Source organism: Blautia sp. Sow4_E7, assembly GCF_052116245.1.
Lineage (GTDB): Bacteria > Bacillota > Clostridia > Lachnospirales > Lachnospiraceae > Blautia_A.
Genome location: NZ_JBQKLL010000003.1, coordinates 92,327 through 111,091, shown reverse-complemented (window position 1 = coordinate 111,091; position 18,765 = coordinate 92,327). Strand labels below are relative to the sequence as shown.

The 18,765-nt window shown below is 45.5% G+C and carries 15 protein-coding genes; 10 read left to right on the top strand and 5 right to left on the bottom strand.

Translation table 11 applies throughout. The annotated features are described in order from the left end of the window. The first annotated feature begins 97 nt into the window (after positions 1–97). The 8 genes from ACTQ50_RS03300 (at position 98) to ACTQ50_RS03265 (ending at position 11,122) form a co-directional block, all read left to right on the top strand. A complete protein-coding gene (locus tag ACTQ50_RS03300; protein ID WP_441482949.1) occupies positions 98–2,044 on the top strand; it encodes an oxidoreductase in 1,947 nt (648 codons plus the stop codon). 357 nt (positions 2,045–2,401) lie between these two features. Next, a complete protein-coding gene (locus ACTQ50_RS03295) occupies positions 2,402–2,905 on the top strand; it encodes a GNAT family N-acetyltransferase (RefSeq protein WP_441482948.1) in 504 nt (167 codons plus the stop codon). Continuing rightward, on the top strand, positions 2,902–3,909 hold the full coding sequence (locus tag ACTQ50_RS03290) for a LacI family DNA-binding transcriptional regulator (protein WP_441482947.1): 1,008 nt from the start codon (positions 2,902–2,904) through the stop codon (positions 3,907–3,909). Before ACTQ50_RS03295 ends, ACTQ50_RS03290 begins: the two co-directional genes overlap by 4 nt. A gap of 402 nt (positions 3,910–4,311) precedes the next feature. Further along, a complete protein-coding gene (locus ACTQ50_RS03285) occupies positions 4,312–5,577 on the top strand; it encodes an ABC transporter substrate-binding protein (protein ID WP_441482946.1) in 1,266 nt (421 codons plus the stop codon). 21 nt (positions 5,578–5,598) lie between these two features. After that, positions 5,599–6,486 (top strand): carbohydrate ABC transporter permease, encoded by an 888-nt coding sequence (locus ACTQ50_RS03280; protein WP_441482945.1) that lies wholly within the window; start codon positions 5,599–5,601, stop codon positions 6,484–6,486. Further along, positions 6,483–7,325 carry a carbohydrate ABC transporter permease gene (locus ACTQ50_RS03275; RefSeq protein ID WP_441482944.1) on the top strand — a complete coding sequence of 281 codons (843 nt, stop codon included), beginning with the start codon at positions 6,483–6,485 and terminating at the stop codon, positions 7,323–7,325. The genes ACTQ50_RS03280 and ACTQ50_RS03275 overlap by 4 nt, the downstream gene beginning before the upstream one ends. A gap of 38 nt (positions 7,326–7,363) precedes the next feature. Next, positions 7,364–9,037, top strand: a complete 1,674-nt coding sequence (locus ACTQ50_RS03270; RefSeq protein WP_441482943.1) for a glycoside hydrolase family 13 protein — start codon at positions 7,364–7,366, stop codon at positions 9,035–9,037. 93 nt (positions 9,038–9,130) lie between these two features. Beyond that, positions 9,131–11,122 (top strand): glycoside hydrolase family 31 protein, encoded by a 1,992-nt coding sequence (locus ACTQ50_RS03265; protein ID WP_441482942.1) that lies wholly within the window; start codon positions 9,131–9,133, stop codon positions 11,120–11,122. A 75-nt stretch (positions 11,123–11,197) separates the two neighbouring features. Here ACTQ50_RS03265 and phnE read toward each other — a convergent pair whose 3' ends face one another. The 5 genes from phnE to ACTQ50_RS03240 form a co-directional block, all read right to left on the bottom strand. Continuing rightward, complete coding sequence (gene phnE / locus ACTQ50_RS03260) at positions 11,198–12,748, bottom strand: phosphonate ABC transporter, permease protein PhnE (protein ID WP_441482941.1); 1,551 nt, start codon at positions 12,746–12,748, stop codon at positions 11,198–11,200. After that, positions 12,741–13,520 carry a phosphonate ABC transporter ATP-binding protein gene (gene phnC / locus ACTQ50_RS03255; protein ID WP_441482940.1) on the bottom strand — a complete coding sequence of 260 codons (780 nt, stop codon included), beginning with the start codon at positions 13,518–13,520 and terminating at the stop codon, positions 12,741–12,743. Before phnC ends, phnE begins: the two co-directional genes overlap by 8 nt. 161 nt (positions 13,521–13,681) lie before the next feature. After that, complete coding sequence (locus tag ACTQ50_RS03250) at positions 13,682–14,713, bottom strand: phosphate/phosphite/phosphonate ABC transporter substrate-binding protein (protein ID WP_226820832.1); 1,032 nt, start codon at positions 14,711–14,713, stop codon at positions 13,682–13,684. 638 nt (positions 14,714–15,351) lie between these two features. Beyond that, entirely contained in the window at positions 15,352–16,638 is a 1,287-nt protein-coding gene (locus tag ACTQ50_RS03245) for an O-acetylhomoserine aminocarboxypropyltransferase/cysteine synthase family protein (RefSeq protein ID WP_441482939.1), read from the bottom strand. Positions 16,639–16,765: 127 nt separating this feature from the next. Then, positions 16,766–17,077 (bottom strand): hypothetical protein, encoded by a 312-nt coding sequence (locus tag ACTQ50_RS03240; RefSeq protein WP_441482938.1) that lies wholly within the window; start codon positions 17,075–17,077, stop codon positions 16,766–16,768. 425 nt (positions 17,078–17,502) lie between these two features. On the opposite strand from ACTQ50_RS03240, the gene ACTQ50_RS03235 reads away from it, so the two are divergent. Then, positions 17,503–18,306 carry an aldo/keto reductase gene (locus ACTQ50_RS03235; RefSeq protein ID WP_441482937.1) on the top strand — a complete coding sequence of 268 codons (804 nt, stop codon included), beginning with the start codon at positions 17,503–17,505 and terminating at the stop codon, positions 18,304–18,306. Positions 18,307–18,308: 2 nt separating this feature from the next. Continuing rightward, a complete protein-coding gene (locus ACTQ50_RS03230; RefSeq protein ID WP_441482936.1) occupies positions 18,309–18,617 on the top strand; it encodes an aldo/keto reductase in 309 nt (102 codons plus the stop codon). Positions 18,618–18,765 lie beyond the last annotated feature (148 nt).

Sequence of the window (18,765 nt, the reverse complement as noted above, 5' to 3'; positions counted from 1 at the left end):
AATTGTTATAAAAACAATTGTATAAATAATGATAATATAAAATTTATGCGCAAATTGTTATAAAACAAGAATAAACCACATAGAAAGGAACTTCATCATGGAAAGAAAATACCCACATTTATGTCAGCCTATCACATTAGGAAATGTAACCTTCCGTAACCGTATGTTTGCCTCCCCGATTGGAGCAACTGACATTGACAAGGACTGCGTACCGGGAGAGAGAACCCGCGCCTTTTACGAGCTTCGCGCAAAAGGCGGCGCAGCAGCCGTAACCATGAGTGAGCTTGTAGTGCATCCTGAGACAGACGGCTCCCATATGCTTCACCTGGACCTGGCAACTGTGGGCTCTCTTGCTGCGTTTACCTTTACCGCAGATGCGATCAAGAGACATGGTGCAGTTCCAAGCGTGGAATTTTCCCATTCCGGACAGTATGCCGGAACTTACATGGCAGATAAGAATAAGAAACAGGGGCTTACCCAGTATGGTCCAAGCGATGGCGTGAGACCAGACGGTATGAAAGTGACAGCCCTTACAAAAGAGCAGATCGACGATATTGTAAAGCGTTATGGTGAGACTGCAATCCTGGCAAAGCGCGCTGGTTTCGAGATGATCATGATTCACGGCGGACATACCTGGCTTCTGAATCAGTTCATGTCTCCATATTTTAACCACAGAACAGATGAGTATGGCGGAAGCTTCGAGAACAGAATGCGTTTTACCCTGGAAGTTCTGAAAGAGGTACGAAATGCAGTTGGTCCTATGTTCCCGATTGAGTTCCGTATGAGCGGTTCTGAGCTTTTCGAGGGCGGCTATGATCTGGATGAGGGCGTGAGAATTGCCCAGGCAGTTGAGCCTTATGTTGACCTGATCCACGTATCCGCAGGTTCCTACCAGTTCGGATTTTTCCGCACTCATCCGTCCATGTTTGCAGAGCATGGCGTGAACGTATACCTGGCGGAAGAGATTAAGAAGCATGTGAGCAAGCCGGTTGCAACCATTGGTGCATTAAATGATCCGGAGCAGATGGAAGAGATTATCGCTTCTGGAAAAGCGGATGTCGTTTACATGGGACGTGCCCTTCTGGCTGATCCATACCTTCCGCAGAAAGTGGTTTCCGGAAACGACGACAAGATCGTAAAATGTCTCCGCTGTTTTGCATGTATGGCAGAGAGACCGACCACTCAGACAAGAAGATGTACGGTCAATCCTCTGATCGGAAGAGAAATCGAGGGAACAGAAGTGCTCCCGGCAGCAGTGAAGAAAAAAGTCCTGGTTGTAGGCGGCGGTGTAGCTGGATTAAAGGCAGCTGTTACAGCAGCACTTCGTGGACACAAAGTTGTTCTTTGCGAAAAGAGTGATAAAGTTGGCGGAATCCTGAAATGCGAGCAGGCCATCGACTTCAAGCATGAGATGTACCAGCTGGGACTTTCCCTGGAGGCTCAGGCTATTGAGGCTGGCGTGGAGATCCGCTGCAACACAGAAGTGACTCCAGAGTATGCGGAAGCTGAGAAAGCGGATGTAATGATCCTTGCCGTTGGTTCTAACCCGATTGTTCCGCCGCTGAAAGGTATGGATGGAGATAACGTAGTTGTAGTAAATAACTACTATCTGGAAAAAGAGAAGGTGGGCGATTCTGTTGTTGTTCTTGGCGGTGGTCTTGCTGGCTGTGAGGCAGCCATCCATCTGGCTCAGGAGGGCAAAAAAGTGCATCTGGTTGAGATGCGTCCAGAGCTTGCTCCAGACGCAAACATCCGTCACCGCCCGATCCTGATGCAGATGATCGACAAGTATGTGGAGGCCCACACTGGATATCAGGGAATGGAAGTGACTGCAGACGGCGTGATTTGCAAGGATTCCGATGGAAATGAAGTTCTGGTTCCTGGAAAATCCGTGATCTGCGCAGTTGGCCAGAGAGCAAACCGAAGCGCAGTAGATGCACTCCGCGACTGCGCCCCAGTTGTCCGCGAAATCGGCGACTGCGTCCGTCCAAGCAACATCACAAATGCAATTTATATGGGATACCATGCGGGATTAGACGCATAAGAAATAGGGAATGGCACTCTGCTTCTGGTAGGGTGCCATTTTGCTATTTTGTGGATTAAAAGTTCTTCAGGAGGGACGCATTCGGACAATGGGTATTACTCACTCACCGGCGCAACGCTACGATGAACTAATCGCTAACTGCGACTAAGGAGTTCCGGAGAGCCGTCACTCCTAAGTCTTCGTAAGCGCTGGATTTCATCTACGCTAAGGGCGCGCCTGAAATGGTTCGCTGGAGTAATACCCATTGCCCGAACGCTGTGTACTGGCTGAAACTTAGCACACAAAATAGCAAATTGACCTTCTATCCGGTCTGGCGTATAATGAGACGAAAAGATATCTGGGAGGAATTTTGATAAAATGACAACAAAATACGAGTTTAGAAATATTCGCCCCGAGGAGGTCGACCAGGCGATTCAGATCGAGCAGATCTGTTTTCCGCCAAATGAGGCATGCTCGGCTAAGAGCATGAAGGAGCGAGTGGCAAATGCGCCGGAGACATTTCTGGTTGCAGTAGACAAAGAAACAGGGAAAATCGCAGGCTTCCTAAACGGAGTGGCAACAGATGAGGACGTATTCCGGGATGAGTTTTTCACGGATATCACACTTCACGATCCAAGCGGAAAAAATATTATGCTCCTCGGTCTCGACGTGCTCCCAGAGTACCGCCATCAGGGGCTTGCCCGTGAAATCATGTCCCGCTATGCGGCAAGAGAGCAGGAGAAAGGCCGCAAATGCCTGTACCTGACCTGCCTGGATAACAAAGTAGAGATGTACAAAAAAATGGGCTACACCGACGACGGAATCTCCGGTTCCGTGTGGGGCGGGGAAGAATGGCATGATATGAGCAGGAAAATCAGATGATCCGTCTTCAGGATATTGCGGACATGGCGGGAGTGAGCAGGACTACCGTATCAAATGTAATAAACGGCAATACCAAAAGGGTTTCCCAGGAAACCATTGATAAAATAACGGCAATCCTGAAAGAACAAAATTACGTTCCTCATATGGGATCTGTTATGCTGTCCGGACATGGTTCCAGGATCATAGGCGTGGTACTTGGTTTTGCCCAGACACATGGAATGTACTCCCTGCAGGACTCCTTTGTAGGAGAACTTGTAGGAACCATTCAGATGGAAGCTGAGATGAAAGGATACTATGTCATGCTGATCGGTGGGGAGAATATCCAGAACGTGGTGGATATTGCTTCCAGATGGAATGTAGAAGGACTTATCATTCTGGGATATAATGATGAAAGATACCGGAAACTGTCCAGAAAGCTGAATAAGAAAATGGTTCTTATAGATGCTTATCCGGCAGGGGAATACTTTTTCCAGAATGTAGGAGTGGATGATTATTCCGGTGGTTACCAGATCGGAAGTTACCTTTATTCCTGTGGCTTTGACAAGGCACTGTTCCTTGCAGAGACAGACATTGACAGTGATTACAGCCGCTGGATGGGCTTTAAGCAGGCTATGGAACAGGACGGGAAATTCTGCAGCCGCACCCGTCTGATTGTGATCCCGGGAGAAAGAAACCACCGTATCCAGAAATATAAAGAACTTCTTCCACGCTTTCTGCAGGTAAAAGCAGTGGCGTTTTCCTCAGATTACGCAGCTATTGAGGCTATGAACTTTTTGTCAGATCATGGAATTAAGGTTCCGGAACAGGTATCTGTTACAGGTTTTGACGACAGTATCTATGCCAGAATGGTCCGTCCAAGACTTACAACGGTCCACCAGGATGTAAGTCAGAAAGCACATCTGGCGTTCAGCCGTCTGCTCCGGATGGTGGCCGGGGAGCAGCTGAAGGAGTTTAATGTAAAAAGTCCGGTATACCTGGTAAAAAGAGATTCTGTGAAAACATGAATAAACAAATCAAAAGAATTTATAGAGAAGACAGTCTGACTCTTAGAGCCTTTTTCAAACACGCTCTAGCAGCCAGGCTGTTTTTTTCTGCGTATATCTGAAAAGAAATAGAAAACAACCTGCATGAAATTCCTGCCATCTGGGGAAAGTGTAAATTAGAGCGCGGAATGAGCGCCTGGTGTGGCCGCTCTTCTGCATACAAAATAATTGTATAATATGCACAAATTGTAAAATAAAAGTTTGTTTACAATTTAAGTTTCTCGAGAAACCTGTTGATTTTGCAGGAAGGCTGCGATATTATGAAGCCACCGAAAGGAAAGCAGGACAGACGTGTCCGGGAAAGCTTTCAAATAAACAAGTGCTGCGCAGCCTTCATTAAGTAAAATGATGGAGGAAAGAAAAATGAATAAGAAACTTATTTGCACATTAATAGCAGGTACACTGCTGGCTGGTACAGTGACCGGATGCGGCGGTTCCTCTGATGGAGATTCTTCTGCAAAAGGAACAGAACTGGAGCTCTTTTCCAGTAAGGCAGAGAACAAAGACATTCTTCAGAAACTGGTAGACAAATTCAATGAGACACATGAGAACGTGACGATCAAAATCACAGCTCCGGCAGATGCGGGAACTGTATTAAAGACCAGAATGGCGAAGAATGACATGCCGGATATTGTTGCAATGGGCGGTGACAACAACTACACAGAGGTGGAAAGTGCCGGAATGCTGGTGGACTTAAGTGACGAGGATTACATTTCCAACATCCAGGAATCCTACCTTCAGATGGTATATGATGTAAATAAGGACAAAGAAGAGAAAGTATATGGCGTTCCTTACGCAACAAACGCTTCCGGTGTAATTTATAACGTAGATAAATTCAAGGAATACGGAATTGAGATCCCGAAGACCTGGGACGAGTTCCTTGATGTGATCGAGAAACTTCAGGAAGCAGGCGAGCAACCGCTCCTTATGACATACAAAGATGCCTGGACAAGTATCTGCCCATGGAACAGTATTGCGTCCGATCTTGCTCCGGAAGGCTTTAATGATGAACGTAAAGAAGGCAAGACCACATTCGTTGGAACTCACGAGGAAATTGCAGAGAAGTATCTGAAACTTCTTGACTATGCGCAGGACGATTTCATGGGACTTACCTATGATGATGGAAACAAAGCTTTTGCAAATGGCGAAGCAGCCATGATCATCAATGGAAACTGGGCGATCAACCAGTACAAAAATGCAAATGCAGATATTCATGTAGATATGTTTGCATTCCCGGCTTCCAATGATGAATCCCAGAACTATGTAACATCTGGTGTAGATGTACTTCTTGGCGTATGCAAAGACAGTGCAAATGAAGAACTGGCAAAAGAATTTGTATCCTTTATGCTTGAACCGGAAAATGCGAAAATGTATATTGAGGAGCAGTTTGGCTTCTCTGCTGTAAAAGGCGTAGAGCAGGAAAACGAAACAGTAGCTGGTGTGAAAGAAGATATTGCAGCTGGAAAAGTTGCAAACTTCCAGGATCATTATTATCCATCCGGATTTGATATGTCCGCGCTTTTGACCGAAATGTGTCTGAACTACACAAACGGAATGGACAACGAGGAGAACATAAATCAGTTCCTTGCACAGTGCGATGAGAAATACGACATTGCAAATGTAGACTGATGGAAAATAAGGGAGGATCCCATGAAGAATAAAGCACCACGGAAAAAGCCTGCTGTCAACCGGGTTTACTACATTTATGTAGGAATTCTTGCAGTTCTGTTTTTCACCTTCCACACCATTCCATTCTTAAGAGGTGTTATGTACAGCTTTACAGACTGGAGAGGATATGGAGAGTGGAATTTTGTAGGACTTCGAAATTATATCCATATGTTTTCTGATGCAGATACAGGAAATGCATATTTATTTACATTTAAATTTGCGGTGATCACCACCATCCTGGTAAACGTGATCAGTCTGATCCTGGCATGTGCATTAAATGCAAAGATCAAGTTTAAAAACACGATCAAAGCTTTTTATTTCCTTCCATATATGCTGGGAAGTCTGATCGTAGGATTTATTTTCAACTATATTTTTGCAAACCTGATCCCACAGCTAGGAAAAGGTCTTGGAATCAAAGCTTTAAGTGTAAATATCCTTGGAACCAATCATGCAATCTGGGGAATTGTTGCAGTATCCTTATGGATCGGATGCGCCTTTAACACCCTGATCTACATTGCAGGACTTCAGTCCATTGACACAGACGTATATGAGGCTGCCGACCTGGATGGAGCCACAGGCTTCAAAAGATTCAGTAAGATCACATTCCCTCTGCTGGCACCGTCTTTTACCATCAATATGGTACTTTCCGCAAAAGGTTATCTGATGGTTTATGATCAGATCATGGCCATGACAGAAGGCGGCCCGGGAACCAGCACCACATCTATTGCAGTATTGATCTACAAAAAAGGCTTCGGAGGCGGACAGTTCGCTTATCAGTCAGCCAATGCAGTCATGCTTTTTGTAGTAGTGGTACTGATTTCCGTATTCCAGCTGCGTGTACTTGAGAAGAGGGAGGAAAAATTAGGATGAAACAGAATACAGTGAAAGTAAAAGAGCGTTACAACTGGCCTGTTACGATCCTTCTGATCATTGGAATCGTACTTGTCATCCTGCTGCCTCTTTATATGGCACTGATGATCGCCATCAAGGATCCCACAGATATGAACAACATTCTGGCACTGCCAAGGAAAATCAGACTTCAGAACTTTGCAGATGCCTGGGTAATGACCAATTTCCCGAGAAAGTTTTTTAATACAGCGTTTATCACAGTTGTGAATCTGTTTTTCACACTGATCACAAACTCTTTTGCAGCTTATGCCATCACAAGGAACCGGAAAAAGAGCAAATTCTTTTCCATTATGTATTATTACTTTATCAGTGCCATGTTTATACCGTTCCAGGTAATCATGCTTCCGCTGGTTGTGCAGGCAAATGCTTTTCACCTGGATAATATTTTCGGAATTACATTCCTGTACATTATTTTCGGCCTGCCTATGAATACGTTCCTTTATACAGGCGCAGTAAAGGCAATCCCGGAGGCACTTGACGAAGCGGCTATGATCGACGGGGCTAATCCGATCCAGATTTTTTCCAGGATCATTTTCCCGGTTCTGAAGCCTACCACAGCTACAGTTGCAATCCTTTCCTTCATGTGGACCTGGAATGACTTTACCATGCCATTGGTACTGTTAAGTGATGAAAGCCAGCAGACACTGCAGCTTGCCCAGTATGTATTTAAGAAACAGTTTTCTGTTGATTATAATCTGGCATTTGCTTCTTATCTGCTTGTTCTGCTGCCAGTGCTGATCGTGTATATCTTCTGCCAGAAATGGATCATGAATGGCGTAGTTGCCGGTGCGGTAAAATAGGGAAAACAAATATAGAATATCAGGAGGACAGCCAGGAAATGAAGAAGAACTGGTGGAAAGAAAGTATTGTATATCAAATCTATCCAAAAAGCTTCAATGACAGCAATGGGGATGGAATTGGTGATATCAGAGGAATTATAGAGAAACTTGATTATCTGAAGGAGCTTGGGGTAAATGTTCTGTGGATCTCACCTATGCTGGAGTCCCCGCAGGATGACAATGGCTATGATATTTCAGATTATCGCAGAATTTACAAAGATTATGGAACCATGGAGGATTATGAGGAGTTGCTTTCCCAGGCACATGAGCGTGGAATCAAGGTGCTGATGGACCTGGTTGTCAATCATACTTCAGACGAGCACCAGTGGTTTTTAGAGAGCAAAAAGTCCAAGGACAATCCGTACCGTGACTATTACATCTGGAAAAATCCGGTAAACGGAAAAGAGCCAAATAACTGGGGCGGTGTATTCGGCGGTTCTGCATGGGAATATGACAATGAGACACAGATGTATTACCTCCACCTGTTTTCAAGGAAACAGCCGGATCTGAACTGGGAAAATGAGAAAGTGCGCCAGGAAGTTTACGATATGATGAAATTCTGGTGCGACAAGGGAATCGACGGCTTCCGTATGGATGTGATCAGTCTGATCTCCAAGGATCAGAATTTCCCGGATGGAGAAGTGAGAAGTGGCCTGTATGGGGATTTTGGCCCGTACAGCATTCATGGTCCGCGGGTTCATGAATTTTTACAGGAAATGAACCGTGAGGTTTTATCCAAATATGATATTATGACAGTTGGGGAAACCTCCGGTGTTACCATTGAAGAGGCACAGAAATATGCCGGGGAAGACAGCGGCGAGCTGAATATGGTGTTCCAGTTTGAACATGTGGAAGATGCATCCCAGCATGTGGAGTTTGGCAAATGGACCACTGACAGATATGATTTTAAGGCTTTCAAAAAGACCATGATCAAATGGCAGGAAGAGCTTCAGGGAAAAGCATGGAACAGTCTTTTCCTGGGAAACCATGACCAGCCAAGAAGCGTTTCCAGATTTGGAAATGACAATCCGGCATACAGAGAGACTTCTGCAAAAATGCTGGCAACCTGCCTCCATATGATGCAGGGTACCCCTTATGTATACCAGGGTGAAGAGCTTGGCATGACAAACGCATATTTTTGTAAGCTGGAGGATTATAAGGATATTGAGAGCATTCAGTATTATACCGAGCTGACAGATGCAGGGCTTATGGAGCCGGATTACATGATGAAATGTCTGATGCTTAGAAGCCGTGACAATGCAAGAACACCTATGCAGTGGGATGGTTCTGAAAAAGCAGGCTTTACAGATGGAGAGCCATGGATTAAAATAAATCCGAATTGCAAAGAAATCAATGCCGCCAGCCAGCTGGATGATCCGGATTCCATTTTTCATTATTATCAGAAACTGATCGCGCTTCGCAAGGAAAAAGAGATTATTGTGTACGGTGAGTTTGAACCGCTTTGCCGTGAGGATGACCAGATTTTCGCATATATGAGAAAGCTGGAAGAGGAAAGACTTCTTACAGTATGCAATTTCAGCCAGCAATCTGCAGAATTTGAAGTTCCTGCAGAATTTCAAGGTTCCCAGTGTCTGATCACAAACCTTGGCCGAAAAGTATTTGAGGGTAAGATCGTGCTGAAACCTTATGAGGCATTTGTGTTATATAAATAAAAAGGCTGCTGGACGTGAAAAGGACAGCAGCATAAACAGACTTAAAGGGGCAAAATTTCTTGCCCCTTTTTATGAAAGATGAGGAAGAATGTTATGATCAGAAAGTACAGATACGGCGCTCCTTTTAATACGGAGGCGCTGATAGAGGAGATTGAGACAGCAGATGGCGCTTTTCCTTATGGGAAGATCAGCCTGGAGAGTGGCTTTGATTTTACTTATGTGATGGAGGAGGATGATATTGTCTATGGGCTTGGAGAGGCCAACCGTGGGATCAACAAAAGAGGTTACTGCTACATCAGCAATTGTACCGATGATCCAAACCACACGGAGGACAAGCGCTCCCTGTATGGTGCCCACAACTTTATTATCGTAAGTGGAAAGACAACTTTCGGTCTGTTTTTCGATTACCCATCTGAGCTGACCTTTGACATTGGGTATACCAGAATGGATACCCTGAAGGTGACATGCGCAGATGCAGATCTGGACGTGTATGTGATCGAGGGTGAGTCTGCTTACGACATTGTAAAGCAGTTCCGCCATGTGATCGGACGCAGCTATATTCCGCCGAAGTTTGCATTTGGCTTCGGACAGAGCAGATGGGGCTATACCACCAAGGAGGATTTCCGCAAGGTGGCAGCTGGCTACCGTGAGAATCACATTCCTCTGGATATGATCTACATGGACATTGATTATATGGATTCCTACAAGGATTTCACTTTGAATCCAGAGAATTTCCCTGATTTCCCTGATTTTGTAAAAGAGATGAAAGACCAGGAGCTCCGCCTGATCCCCATTATTGATGCCGGTGTAAAAGTGGAAAGCGGCTATGATGTTTACGAGGAAGGTGTGGAAAAACGATACTTCTGCCAGCGGGAGGACGGAAGTGATTTTGTGGCAGCTGTATGGCCAGGGGACACTCATTTTCCGGATGTGCTGAACAAGGATGCCAGAAAGTGGTTTGGCGACAAATACCGCTTCCTCATTGACCAGGGAATCGAAGGCTTCTGGAACGATATGAATGAGCCTGCCATTTTCTATTCCTCAGAGGGGATGGAAGAGGCGAAGAAGCTTGCCGGGGAATTTTCCCAGGACAAAGAGGGGAAGATCCACATCTGGAAAATGCAGGGCGAGTTAAACGGTCTTGCAAACAACCCGGAGGATTACCGCAGATTTTATCACAATGTAGATGGCAAAAAGATCCGTCACGACAAGGTACATAACCTGTTTGGCTACAATATGACAAGAGCAGCAGGCGAAGCCTTCGACCGCATTGATCCGGAGAAACGTTTCCTGATGTTTTCCCGTTCTTCCTATATTGGAATGCACCGTTATGGTGGAATCTGGATGGGAGACAACAAATCATGGTGGTCACACATTCTTCTGAACCTGAAAATGCTGCCGTCCCTGAATATGTGCGGCTTCCTTTACACAGGTGCAGATCTTGGCGGCTTTGGCGCGGATGCAACAAGAGACCTGGTACTCCGCCATATGGCACTTGGTGTGTTCACTCCGCTTATGCGAAACCATTCCGCAATCGGAACAAGAGAGCAGGAATGTTACCAGTTTGAGAATATTGAGGATTTCCGAAGTGTGGTAAATACAAGATACCGCCTTGTGCCCTATCTGTACAGCGAATACATGAAGGCCGCTTTAAATGATGACATGTATTTCAAACCTCTTGGCTTCGTTTATCCGGATGACAAGATGGCTGTCCGCGTGGAAGACCAGCTGATCCTTGGAAATGAGATCATGATCGCACCGGTCTATGAGCAGAATGCAAGAGGCCGCTATGTTTACCTGCCAGAAGAAATGAAGTTTGTGAAATTCCTGGCAGATGGAAGTATCTCTGAGGAGATTCTGGAAAAGGGTGTTCATTATGTGGAGGTTGCATTAAATGAAGTGCCCCTGTTTATCCGAAGCGGTAAGTGTATTCCGGTTACAGAGGCAGCGGAGTGCGTGAGGGATATTGATACTTCCATGCTTACCATGTTAGGATATGAAGGCAGCAGTTATACTTTGTACGAGGATGATGGCGTGCATAAGGAGTATGATAAGGCTGAGAATTATAGAGAATTGAAAAAATAAAGGAAAAATTTACTTTGAGTGTGTTAAGGTGACAGGGTTACTGTTCACAACCTGACCCAAAACCGGAGCTGGATATCAATTTCCAGCTCCGGTTTTTTCAGATACCATATCGATAACCCACACCGACAGAATCAATCCCAGCATGATCGCACCAGCCTTTTCCCAGTCATATTGATTCATGGAAAAAATAAGGGGAGCTCCGATTCCGCCGGCGCCTACCAGACCGAGAACGGAAGCTTCACGGATGTTCACATCGAACCGGTAGAGGATGATGGAGGTAAAAACAGGCTTCAGCTGTGGCAGAACACTGTGGCAGATGGCGGGAAGAGGACGGACACCCATGGCCAGCAGCGCATGATAGGGACGAAGGTCCAGGGCGTCTAGTGCTTCTGTAAACCTCTTTGTGAGAAGTCCGATACTGCACACGGCCAATGTCAATACTCCTGTGAAAGCTCCTGGCCCGGATACCCGGATGAAGATCAGTCCATACACCAGAAAAGGCACCGAGCGGATGGCCATGATCACCAGGTTAAAAATAAAGGATACAAAAACTGGCACGAATCGTTTCGTATTCAGAAAGGCCAGCGGCGCAGACACAATGGCTCCGGTCACAGTTCCAATAAAAGCAATACACACTGTCTCCAACAAAAGATACCCAAGCCCGTCTTTTCCTGCAGAAAAAAAGAAACTCCAGTCCGGATGCAGAAAACCTTCGAACATATTTCGTAAAGTCTGTGGACTGGTCCGGGAAAAATCCGGCGGGGAAAGAGTAAACGTGCAGATCAGAAACAGGGCGGCCAGCAGCATGATCAGCAGTCTGGCATGCTCTTTTTTTATCATTCGCTCTTTTCGAATCAAAGCTGCCAGATACCTGCTGAAATATTCGATCACACACACTGTGAGAAACAACATCAGCAGAATGGCCCCAACCTTGTCATACTCCAGCCAGGAAATTTTCTCATTGAGAAGCAGCCCGATCCCGCCAGCTCCCACATATCCCAGAATAGAGCTGTGCCGTACATTGGTTTCCAACAGGTAAAGGGCATTGGTGAGAAATCCAGGAATGATCTCAGGTAAAATTCCATGGATATAAGCCGCATATTTCGAAGTACCCATTGCCCGAAGTGCCTGATACGCTTTTTTATCGGCAGCACTGGCATCCTCATAGGTAAGCTTTGTCATAATGGCAAAGGTATACAAGGTGATGGCAAAGGTACCTGCAAATGTTCCAAGTCCGAAAAGAAAGGTAGCAGTAAGTGCCAGGATCAGGGCTGGAAAAGAACGGAGAATCTGGATCACAATTCTAAGTATCCGTCGTATTACAGCTGGAAATTCTAAGTTTGCAGCGCCAAAAGGCGAGAGTACAAGGGCAAAAAAGGTGCCCAGCACAGTTCCGGTAACGGACATCTGAATGGTGTAAAAAAGTGGCAGCAGGATTTTCTGAATATAGGAAAAATCTGGCGGGATCATATCCACGACCAGGTCAGTGAGGTGGCTCCTTCGTTTCCAGAAAGTCACAAGGTCACAGCCTGTGAAATTTGCTGCAAGGAAAAACAAAATCAGAAAAGAAATTGGAACAGCAAATTTTGTTACAGTGGAATTCTTGATTGTTTTGTTATCATTCATAAGCGATACCTCGCTTATTCTCTATCTGGGTATCATTTTTGTTATAAATCTGTGTGGTGATAGAATCAGTCAGATCAGCTGTCTTACCGTCAAATACAACCCTGCCATCTTTCAGACCAATAAGTCGTTCAGAGAACTCCTGGGAGAATTCCAGATTATGGCTGTTCATTAAAATAGTGACACCGTCAGCTTCATGAATACTCTTCAGCAATCCTAGAATCTGTCTCCCGGTAACTGGATCAAGAGACGCCACCGGTTCATCTGCCAGCAGGATCGCCGGATGCCGCATAAGTGCTCTTGCAATCGCCACCCGCTGTTTCTGCCCGCCAGACAGATTTTTAACGGGTTCCTCTGCCTTTTCCAGAAGTCCAACCCGATCCAGCAGTTTCAGAGCTTTTTCTTTACGTGTTTTTCCATAAAGTCCAAACACGCCCCGGAAAAAGTCCATATCCGGAAGTCCGGCAGTCAGCACATTCTTCAGACAGGTAGAATTCTCCACCAGACAAAAGTCCTGATAAATAGTTGCAATGGATTTTTGCAGTTCACGTTTTTTCCTTCCATTTAGAGAATCAAAGCGTTTATCATCCAGAAGCACCTGTCCCCCAGTGCACTCCATCATTCCATTGAGAATGCGAAAGAGCGTTGTCTTCCCCGCCCCCGAAGGCCCGATCACCGAGACAAATTCCCCCTGCGAGACGCAGAAATCCACATCTATCAGGGCTTTTGTGCCATTATGAAATTCTTTTGCGATATGCTGAATCTGTAAATTCATAGATAATCCTGCCTTAAATATGATTTTGTTGCTATTTAATGCGCTAAGTTTCAGCCAGTACACAGCATTTGAGCAATACCCATTGTCCGAATGCGTCCCTTTTCAAGAACTTTTAACCCACTAAATAGCAATTGCCGGGACTTAAAAGCCCCGGCAACATTTTATTCCATAGATTTCAAGAGCTCCTGCGCCTCGCGCTCGCCATCGTAATTGGAGTCATCGCCCCATTCATATCCTACCTGGCTGAACACGCTGATAATATCTTTTCCTTCGTCTGTATTCGCAATCTCAATAAAAGAATCTCCCAACGCCTGGCGGAAATCTTCATCCTGCATAACTTCAGAAGTCTTGCTGTAAGCAATCATATCATTGTAAATCTTATCCGTAACCCCGATCACACCAGTCTGGTTCACCATATCATCTGTGCCGCCGAAAGTCTCTTTCCACTCCGGCGCATATTTGGTACGGATATGTCCATAAGAAACCATCACATCAGCCTGTCCGGAAGCCAGACGTGCAAGAGAAGTGGTATAAGAATCAGACTCCACAGCATTTGCCAGATCGCTGATTCCCTTGCCATATTTCTCGTTCAGCCATAAGCTTGGATAAATATAACCGGAAGCAGAAGTCGGTCCCATAACAGCCCAGGTAGCGTCGTTCAGATCATCCCAGGTAAGTTCCTCGCCGTTATTTACCTTTTCCAGCAAAGCCTGTCCCTTTTCGCTTGGACCAGCCAGAATGATAGAACGGTAATAGGTAGACATCTCATCTGTATTCTCCTCTATGGTACCGTCATTCCAGTCCTTCGGGTCATCGGAATCCTTGTTGATTCCATAGCGGAGTGCAGTAAGAAGAACGTCACAGTCATCAGAGAAAAGTACGTAATTTCCGCCGGAAATAAATCCGATATCTGCGCTTCCCGCACTTAAAGCCTGGCCAACAGCGGTGTAGCTTGTACCTACTGTCATGTCCACGTTCTCCACGTCATAACCCTTGGCGAGAAGTGTCTCCTTCAGTAAATCTTCCAGCGGCTCTGTAGCAGTGGTGATGGTGTCGGAATCTGCATATGGGGAAAATGCAATCTTCAGAGAATCAATGGTTTTGGTGTCTTTTGCAAAAACAGTGACAGTGCTCCCAACGGTAAGTCCCAGGCATAATGCCAGGGAAAGTGCGGATACAATGTGTTTCTTCATAGTGAAATACCTCCATGCTTTTGTTTGATAAGATAATGTGTTACTACGCATTTGGAATATTCCGCAAAGTGAAATGCTGCGGATAAAATGGGCAGTAACTTTATTTCTGCTGGAAGTCGGTTATAATAGGAAAATACCAAATTTCACATGATGACATGTTTGGAAACGGATTTCCCATTATTCTTATCTGCGTAAACAAAAAAATACATGCCTCTCAGCATGTATCGAAAATGACTTTCGAGCAGATGCTGACAATCCACCTGCAAAAAACAGGTGAACAGGTTTCGGTCGATCCTGACGGGATCCTCTCAACCCGGACCTACGGGCTCCCTCGCAATCTGGTTTTCGTCATCACAAATCCTGACCGCAGCACAAGGGCGCTCCCCCTGGCACTGCATTCCGTTAACCGGGTAAATTGTACCATACCTGCCCTGGAATTACAATAAAAAAATCCGATATAGCATTTGCAAAACGAAGCAGTTACATCGAAACTAATTGACGTAATATATGTTTTAGTGATAAAAGATATCCCCACAACAGACCAAATTTAAAGTCTGTTACGGGGATATCTGTGTATTAAGAGTTTCCAAAAGTGCAAAACGCTATGATTTTAACCTGTTATTGTGGAAAATCTGCAATTATTTAATTGCGTCCAGCGCATTAGAAATATCCGCGATCAGATCCTCTTTGTCCTCAAGTCCAAGGCTGATACGGATCAGCTCTGCCGGTACGCCAGCTTCGATCAGCTGCTCGTCTGTCATCTGTCTGTGGGTGGAGGTGGCTGGGTTCAGACAGCAGGTTCTTGCATCTGCTACATGAGTCTCAATTGCGCCAAGCTTTAAGTTCTGCATAAAGGTGGAAGCTGCCTCCCGGCCGCCCTTCAGACCGAAGGAAACAACACCGCAGCCGCCGTTTGGCAAATATTTCTTCGCTCTGTCATAGTATTTATTGGATGGAAGTCCCGGGTAATTTACATAAGCTACCTTCGGGTGGCTTTCCAGAAATTCTGCAACAGCCTGTCCATTTTCCACATGCTTCGGCATGCGCACATGCAGGGACTCAAGTCCAAGATTCAGGATAAAAGCGCTGTTCGGGGACTGCATGGAACCGAAATCACGCATCAGCTGAGCTGTACATTTGGTGATGAATGCACCTTCTTTTCCAAATTTCTCAGCGTAGGTAATTCCGTGATAGCTCTCATCCGGGGTGCAAAGTCCCGGATATCGGTCTTTGTGCGCCATCCAGTCAAAGTTACCGCCATCAATAATAGCACCGCCAAGTGCTGCACCATGTCCATCCATATATTTGGTGGTGGAGTGAGTAACAATGTCAGCACCCCATTCAATAGGACGGCAGTTCACTGGTGTAGGGAAGGTATTATCGACTACAAGGGGAACACCGTGTGCATGGGCAACCTTTGCGAAAAGTTCAATATCCAGGACAGTAAGTGCCGGGTTCGCGATGGTTTCGCCGAACATAACCTTTGTATTCGGTTTGAAAGCTGCATTTAATTCTTCCTCGGTTGCGTCTGGGGAAACGAAAGTTGCGGTGATTCCCATTTTTGCCATGGTAACAGAGATCAGGTTAAAGGTTCCTCCATAAATGGAAGAAGAAGCCACAATGTGGTCTCCGCACTCACAGATATTGAACAGAGCCATGAAATTGGCTGCCTGTCCGGAAGAAGTAAGCATAGCTGCGGTTCCACCCTCCATTGCAGTAATCTTGGCTGCTACATGGTCACAGGTAGGATTCTGAAGACGGGAGTAGAAATAACCTTCCGCCTCAAGGTCGAAAAGCTTTCCCATATCCTCGCTGGTATCGTATTTAAAAGTTGTTGACTGAATGATCGGGATCTGCCGTGGTTCTCCGTTTCCAGGTTTATACCCGGCTTGAACACACTTGGTTCCCATTCTGTAATCGTTCATTATGTTCCTCCTCATCTGGTAAAATAAGCTCCTTGTGGAGAAATGTTCACAGGGAGCAATCACATAAGGATATAGTACCATTTTATTCCCAAAATAGCAATGGAAGAGCCGCTTTTTAAGAGGAATATTAAAAGATGGTTGCTTCCGTGATCTGCTTAAAAAGTGGTCCGTATTTTCCTGCATTTTCTTTCAGACAAGAAAGGTAGTAATCTGTGTGACATTCCGGATCTGCGATCGGCACGTTTACTTTCCCGGGAACAGCCTGGCCGCGGCGGATGTAGTAGTCGGAGGCGAAGCAGGGATAATCGGAGTGGTGGGCCAGCTCGGAGAAGGATTCCTGCTCGATCTGCAAAAGAAAATGGGAGGATGGCATTTTACTGCGGGGGATATTGGCCCAGAAGCCGATGTTGCTGAGAAGCAGGATGGAAGTACCGTTCATATCTTCCAGATGAATTCCCTGGCTGGCAGCAAAAGGGGTGTTGGGAGAGAGGGAAAGATACAGATCTTCATGCCCGCATTTTTTGCTGTAAAAGGTTTCCGGGGATAAGGGGAAGTGTGGAGCTGGCGGGCGGTTTCGGAAAGGGTTCCGTATGTGGCAAAGCCGGCCAACTGTTCAAGAAGAGAAGTTTCGATCATTTTATTAGGTCTCCTTTTTATGGTTTATAGTAAAGGTTATGCTATATTTTGAAGGAGTTATGGGAATATATAATCTGTATTCACTATTCGATTTTGATATAGCAGATTTCAATATTGGTGTTGTACATCATAATAAAAGAAAAGTACACTATATGCAGAAAGAATATTAAGGATACCAGGACCGCGGGAGCGGCCTGGGGATTATATTGGAATAGGAGGAAAATTACTATGTCACTTGGAAAACTTGGATTTGGACTTATGAGACTTCCGGTAAACAGTGAAGATCCGACTGATATTGATTTAGAACAGCTGAAAAATATGGTAGACCTTTTCATGGAAAAAGGCTTTACCTATTTTGACACCAGCTTTGTTTATCATAACGGAGCTTCCGAGGAAGCAATCCGCAAAGCATTGACAGAAAGACACGACAGAAACAGCTATACCCTGGCTTCCAAATTCCCTACCTTTATCATGCCAAAGGAAGAGGAAGTGGATGGCATTTTCCAGCAGCAGCTTGACAAATGCGGCGTGGAATATCTGGATTATTACCTGCTTCATAACCTAAACCGACTGATCTATGAGATGGAAGTAAAACCAGCCAATCTTTTTGAACACATGAAAAAATGGAAAGAAGAAGGCCGGATCAAACACATCGGATTCTCCTGGCATGATGATGCCAAATCTCTGGATCGTATTTTAAATGAGCATCCAGAGGTGGAATTCGTTCAGATCGTAGTGAACTACTATGACTGGGAAGAGCCATTTATCCAGGCAAAGGAATGCTACGAAGTGATCCGTAAACACGGTCTTCAGGTGGTAATTATGGAACCGGTAAAAGGCGGCATGCTTGCCAAAGTCCCGGAAGAGGCCCAGAAGAAGATGAAGGAAAATGATGCTGCACTTTCCCCATCCAGCTATGCAATCCGTTTTGCAGCTTCTCTGGATGGCATTCTGGCTGTTCTTTCCGGAATGAGCAACATGGAGCAGCCTCCTGGAAATCGGACAGTCTCCGCGGCAAGACCGACCGGGTAGCTATGGGAAAATATGACCGCATGGAAGAAGCCGACATGAAGATCGTAGACCGCGTTCACCAGCTGGCCCAGAAATACCAGTGCAAAATGTCCCAGATCGCTGTTGCATGGCACTGGGCGAAAGGCGTAGAAGCCCCGATCATCGGAGCAACGAAAGCCGCTTATCTGGATGACGGCGTGGGAGCCTTAAACGTAAAACTTACCCAGGAAGACATTGCATTTCTGGAAGAACCTTACGTCCCTCATCCAATCGTAGGTGCAATCAACCAGAATCCGCCTCAGGGTGTGGTACTGCTGGATGAGAAGAAATAATATTTTGGATTTTACTTAAAAGCATCTATTCGAGAGGAAGTGTGCTTGGGACATTGTGGTTTAAGTCCGATTTTAGGAAAAGGGAACAGAGTGTAAAGACAGATTTTTGTGAAAATGTCTGAGGGATAATTGGAAAGGAGCAGCCGTA

Excerpts from the sequence above, each read along its gene's own strand:
- ACTQ50_RS03300 (WP_441482949.1), top strand. The coding sequence starts at position 98 with ATGGAAAGAAAATACCCACATTTATGTCAGCCTATCACATTAGGAAAT.
- ACTQ50_RS03295 (WP_441482948.1), top strand. The coding sequence starts at position 2,402 with ATGACAACAAAATACGAGTTTAGAAATATTCGCCCCGAGGAGGTCGAC.
- ACTQ50_RS03290 (WP_441482947.1), top strand. The coding sequence starts at position 2,902 with ATGATCCGTCTTCAGGATATTGCGGACATGGCGGGAGTGAGCAGGACT.
- ACTQ50_RS03285 (WP_441482946.1), top strand. The coding sequence starts at position 4,312 with ATGAATAAGAAACTTATTTGCACATTAATAGCAGGTACACTGCTGGCT.
- ACTQ50_RS03280 (WP_441482945.1), top strand. The coding sequence starts at position 5,599 with ATGAAGAATAAAGCACCACGGAAAAAGCCTGCTGTCAACCGGGTTTAC.
- ACTQ50_RS03275 (WP_441482944.1), top strand. The coding sequence starts at position 6,483 with ATGAAACAGAATACAGTGAAAGTAAAAGAGCGTTACAACTGGCCTGTT.
- ACTQ50_RS03270 (WP_441482943.1), top strand. The coding sequence starts at position 7,364 with ATGAAGAAGAACTGGTGGAAAGAAAGTATTGTATATCAAATCTATCCA.
- ACTQ50_RS03265 (WP_441482942.1), top strand. The coding sequence starts at position 9,131 with ATGATCAGAAAGTACAGATACGGCGCTCCTTTTAATACGGAGGCGCTG.
- phnE (WP_441482941.1), bottom strand. The coding sequence starts at position 12,748 with ATGAATGATAACAAAACAATCAAGAATTCCACTGTAACAAAATTTGCT.
- phnC (WP_441482940.1), bottom strand. The coding sequence starts at position 13,520 with ATGAATTTACAGATTCAGCATATCGCAAAAGAATTTCATAATGGCACA.
- ACTQ50_RS03250 (WP_226820832.1), bottom strand. The coding sequence starts at position 14,713 with ATGAAGAAACACATTGTATCCGCACTTTCCCTGGCATTATGCCTGGGA.
- ACTQ50_RS03245 (WP_441482939.1), bottom strand. The coding sequence starts at position 16,638 with ATGAACGATTACAGAATGGGAACCAAGTGTGTTCAAGCCGGGTATAAA.
- ACTQ50_RS03240 (WP_441482938.1), bottom strand. The coding sequence starts at position 17,077 with ATGAACGGTACTTCCATCCTGCTTCTCAGCAACATCGGCTTCTGGGCC.
- ACTQ50_RS03235 (WP_441482937.1), top strand. The coding sequence starts at position 17,503 with ATGTCACTTGGAAAACTTGGATTTGGACTTATGAGACTTCCGGTAAAC.
- ACTQ50_RS03230 (WP_441482936.1), top strand. The coding sequence starts at position 18,309 with ATGGGAAAATATGACCGCATGGAAGAAGCCGACATGAAGATCGTAGAC.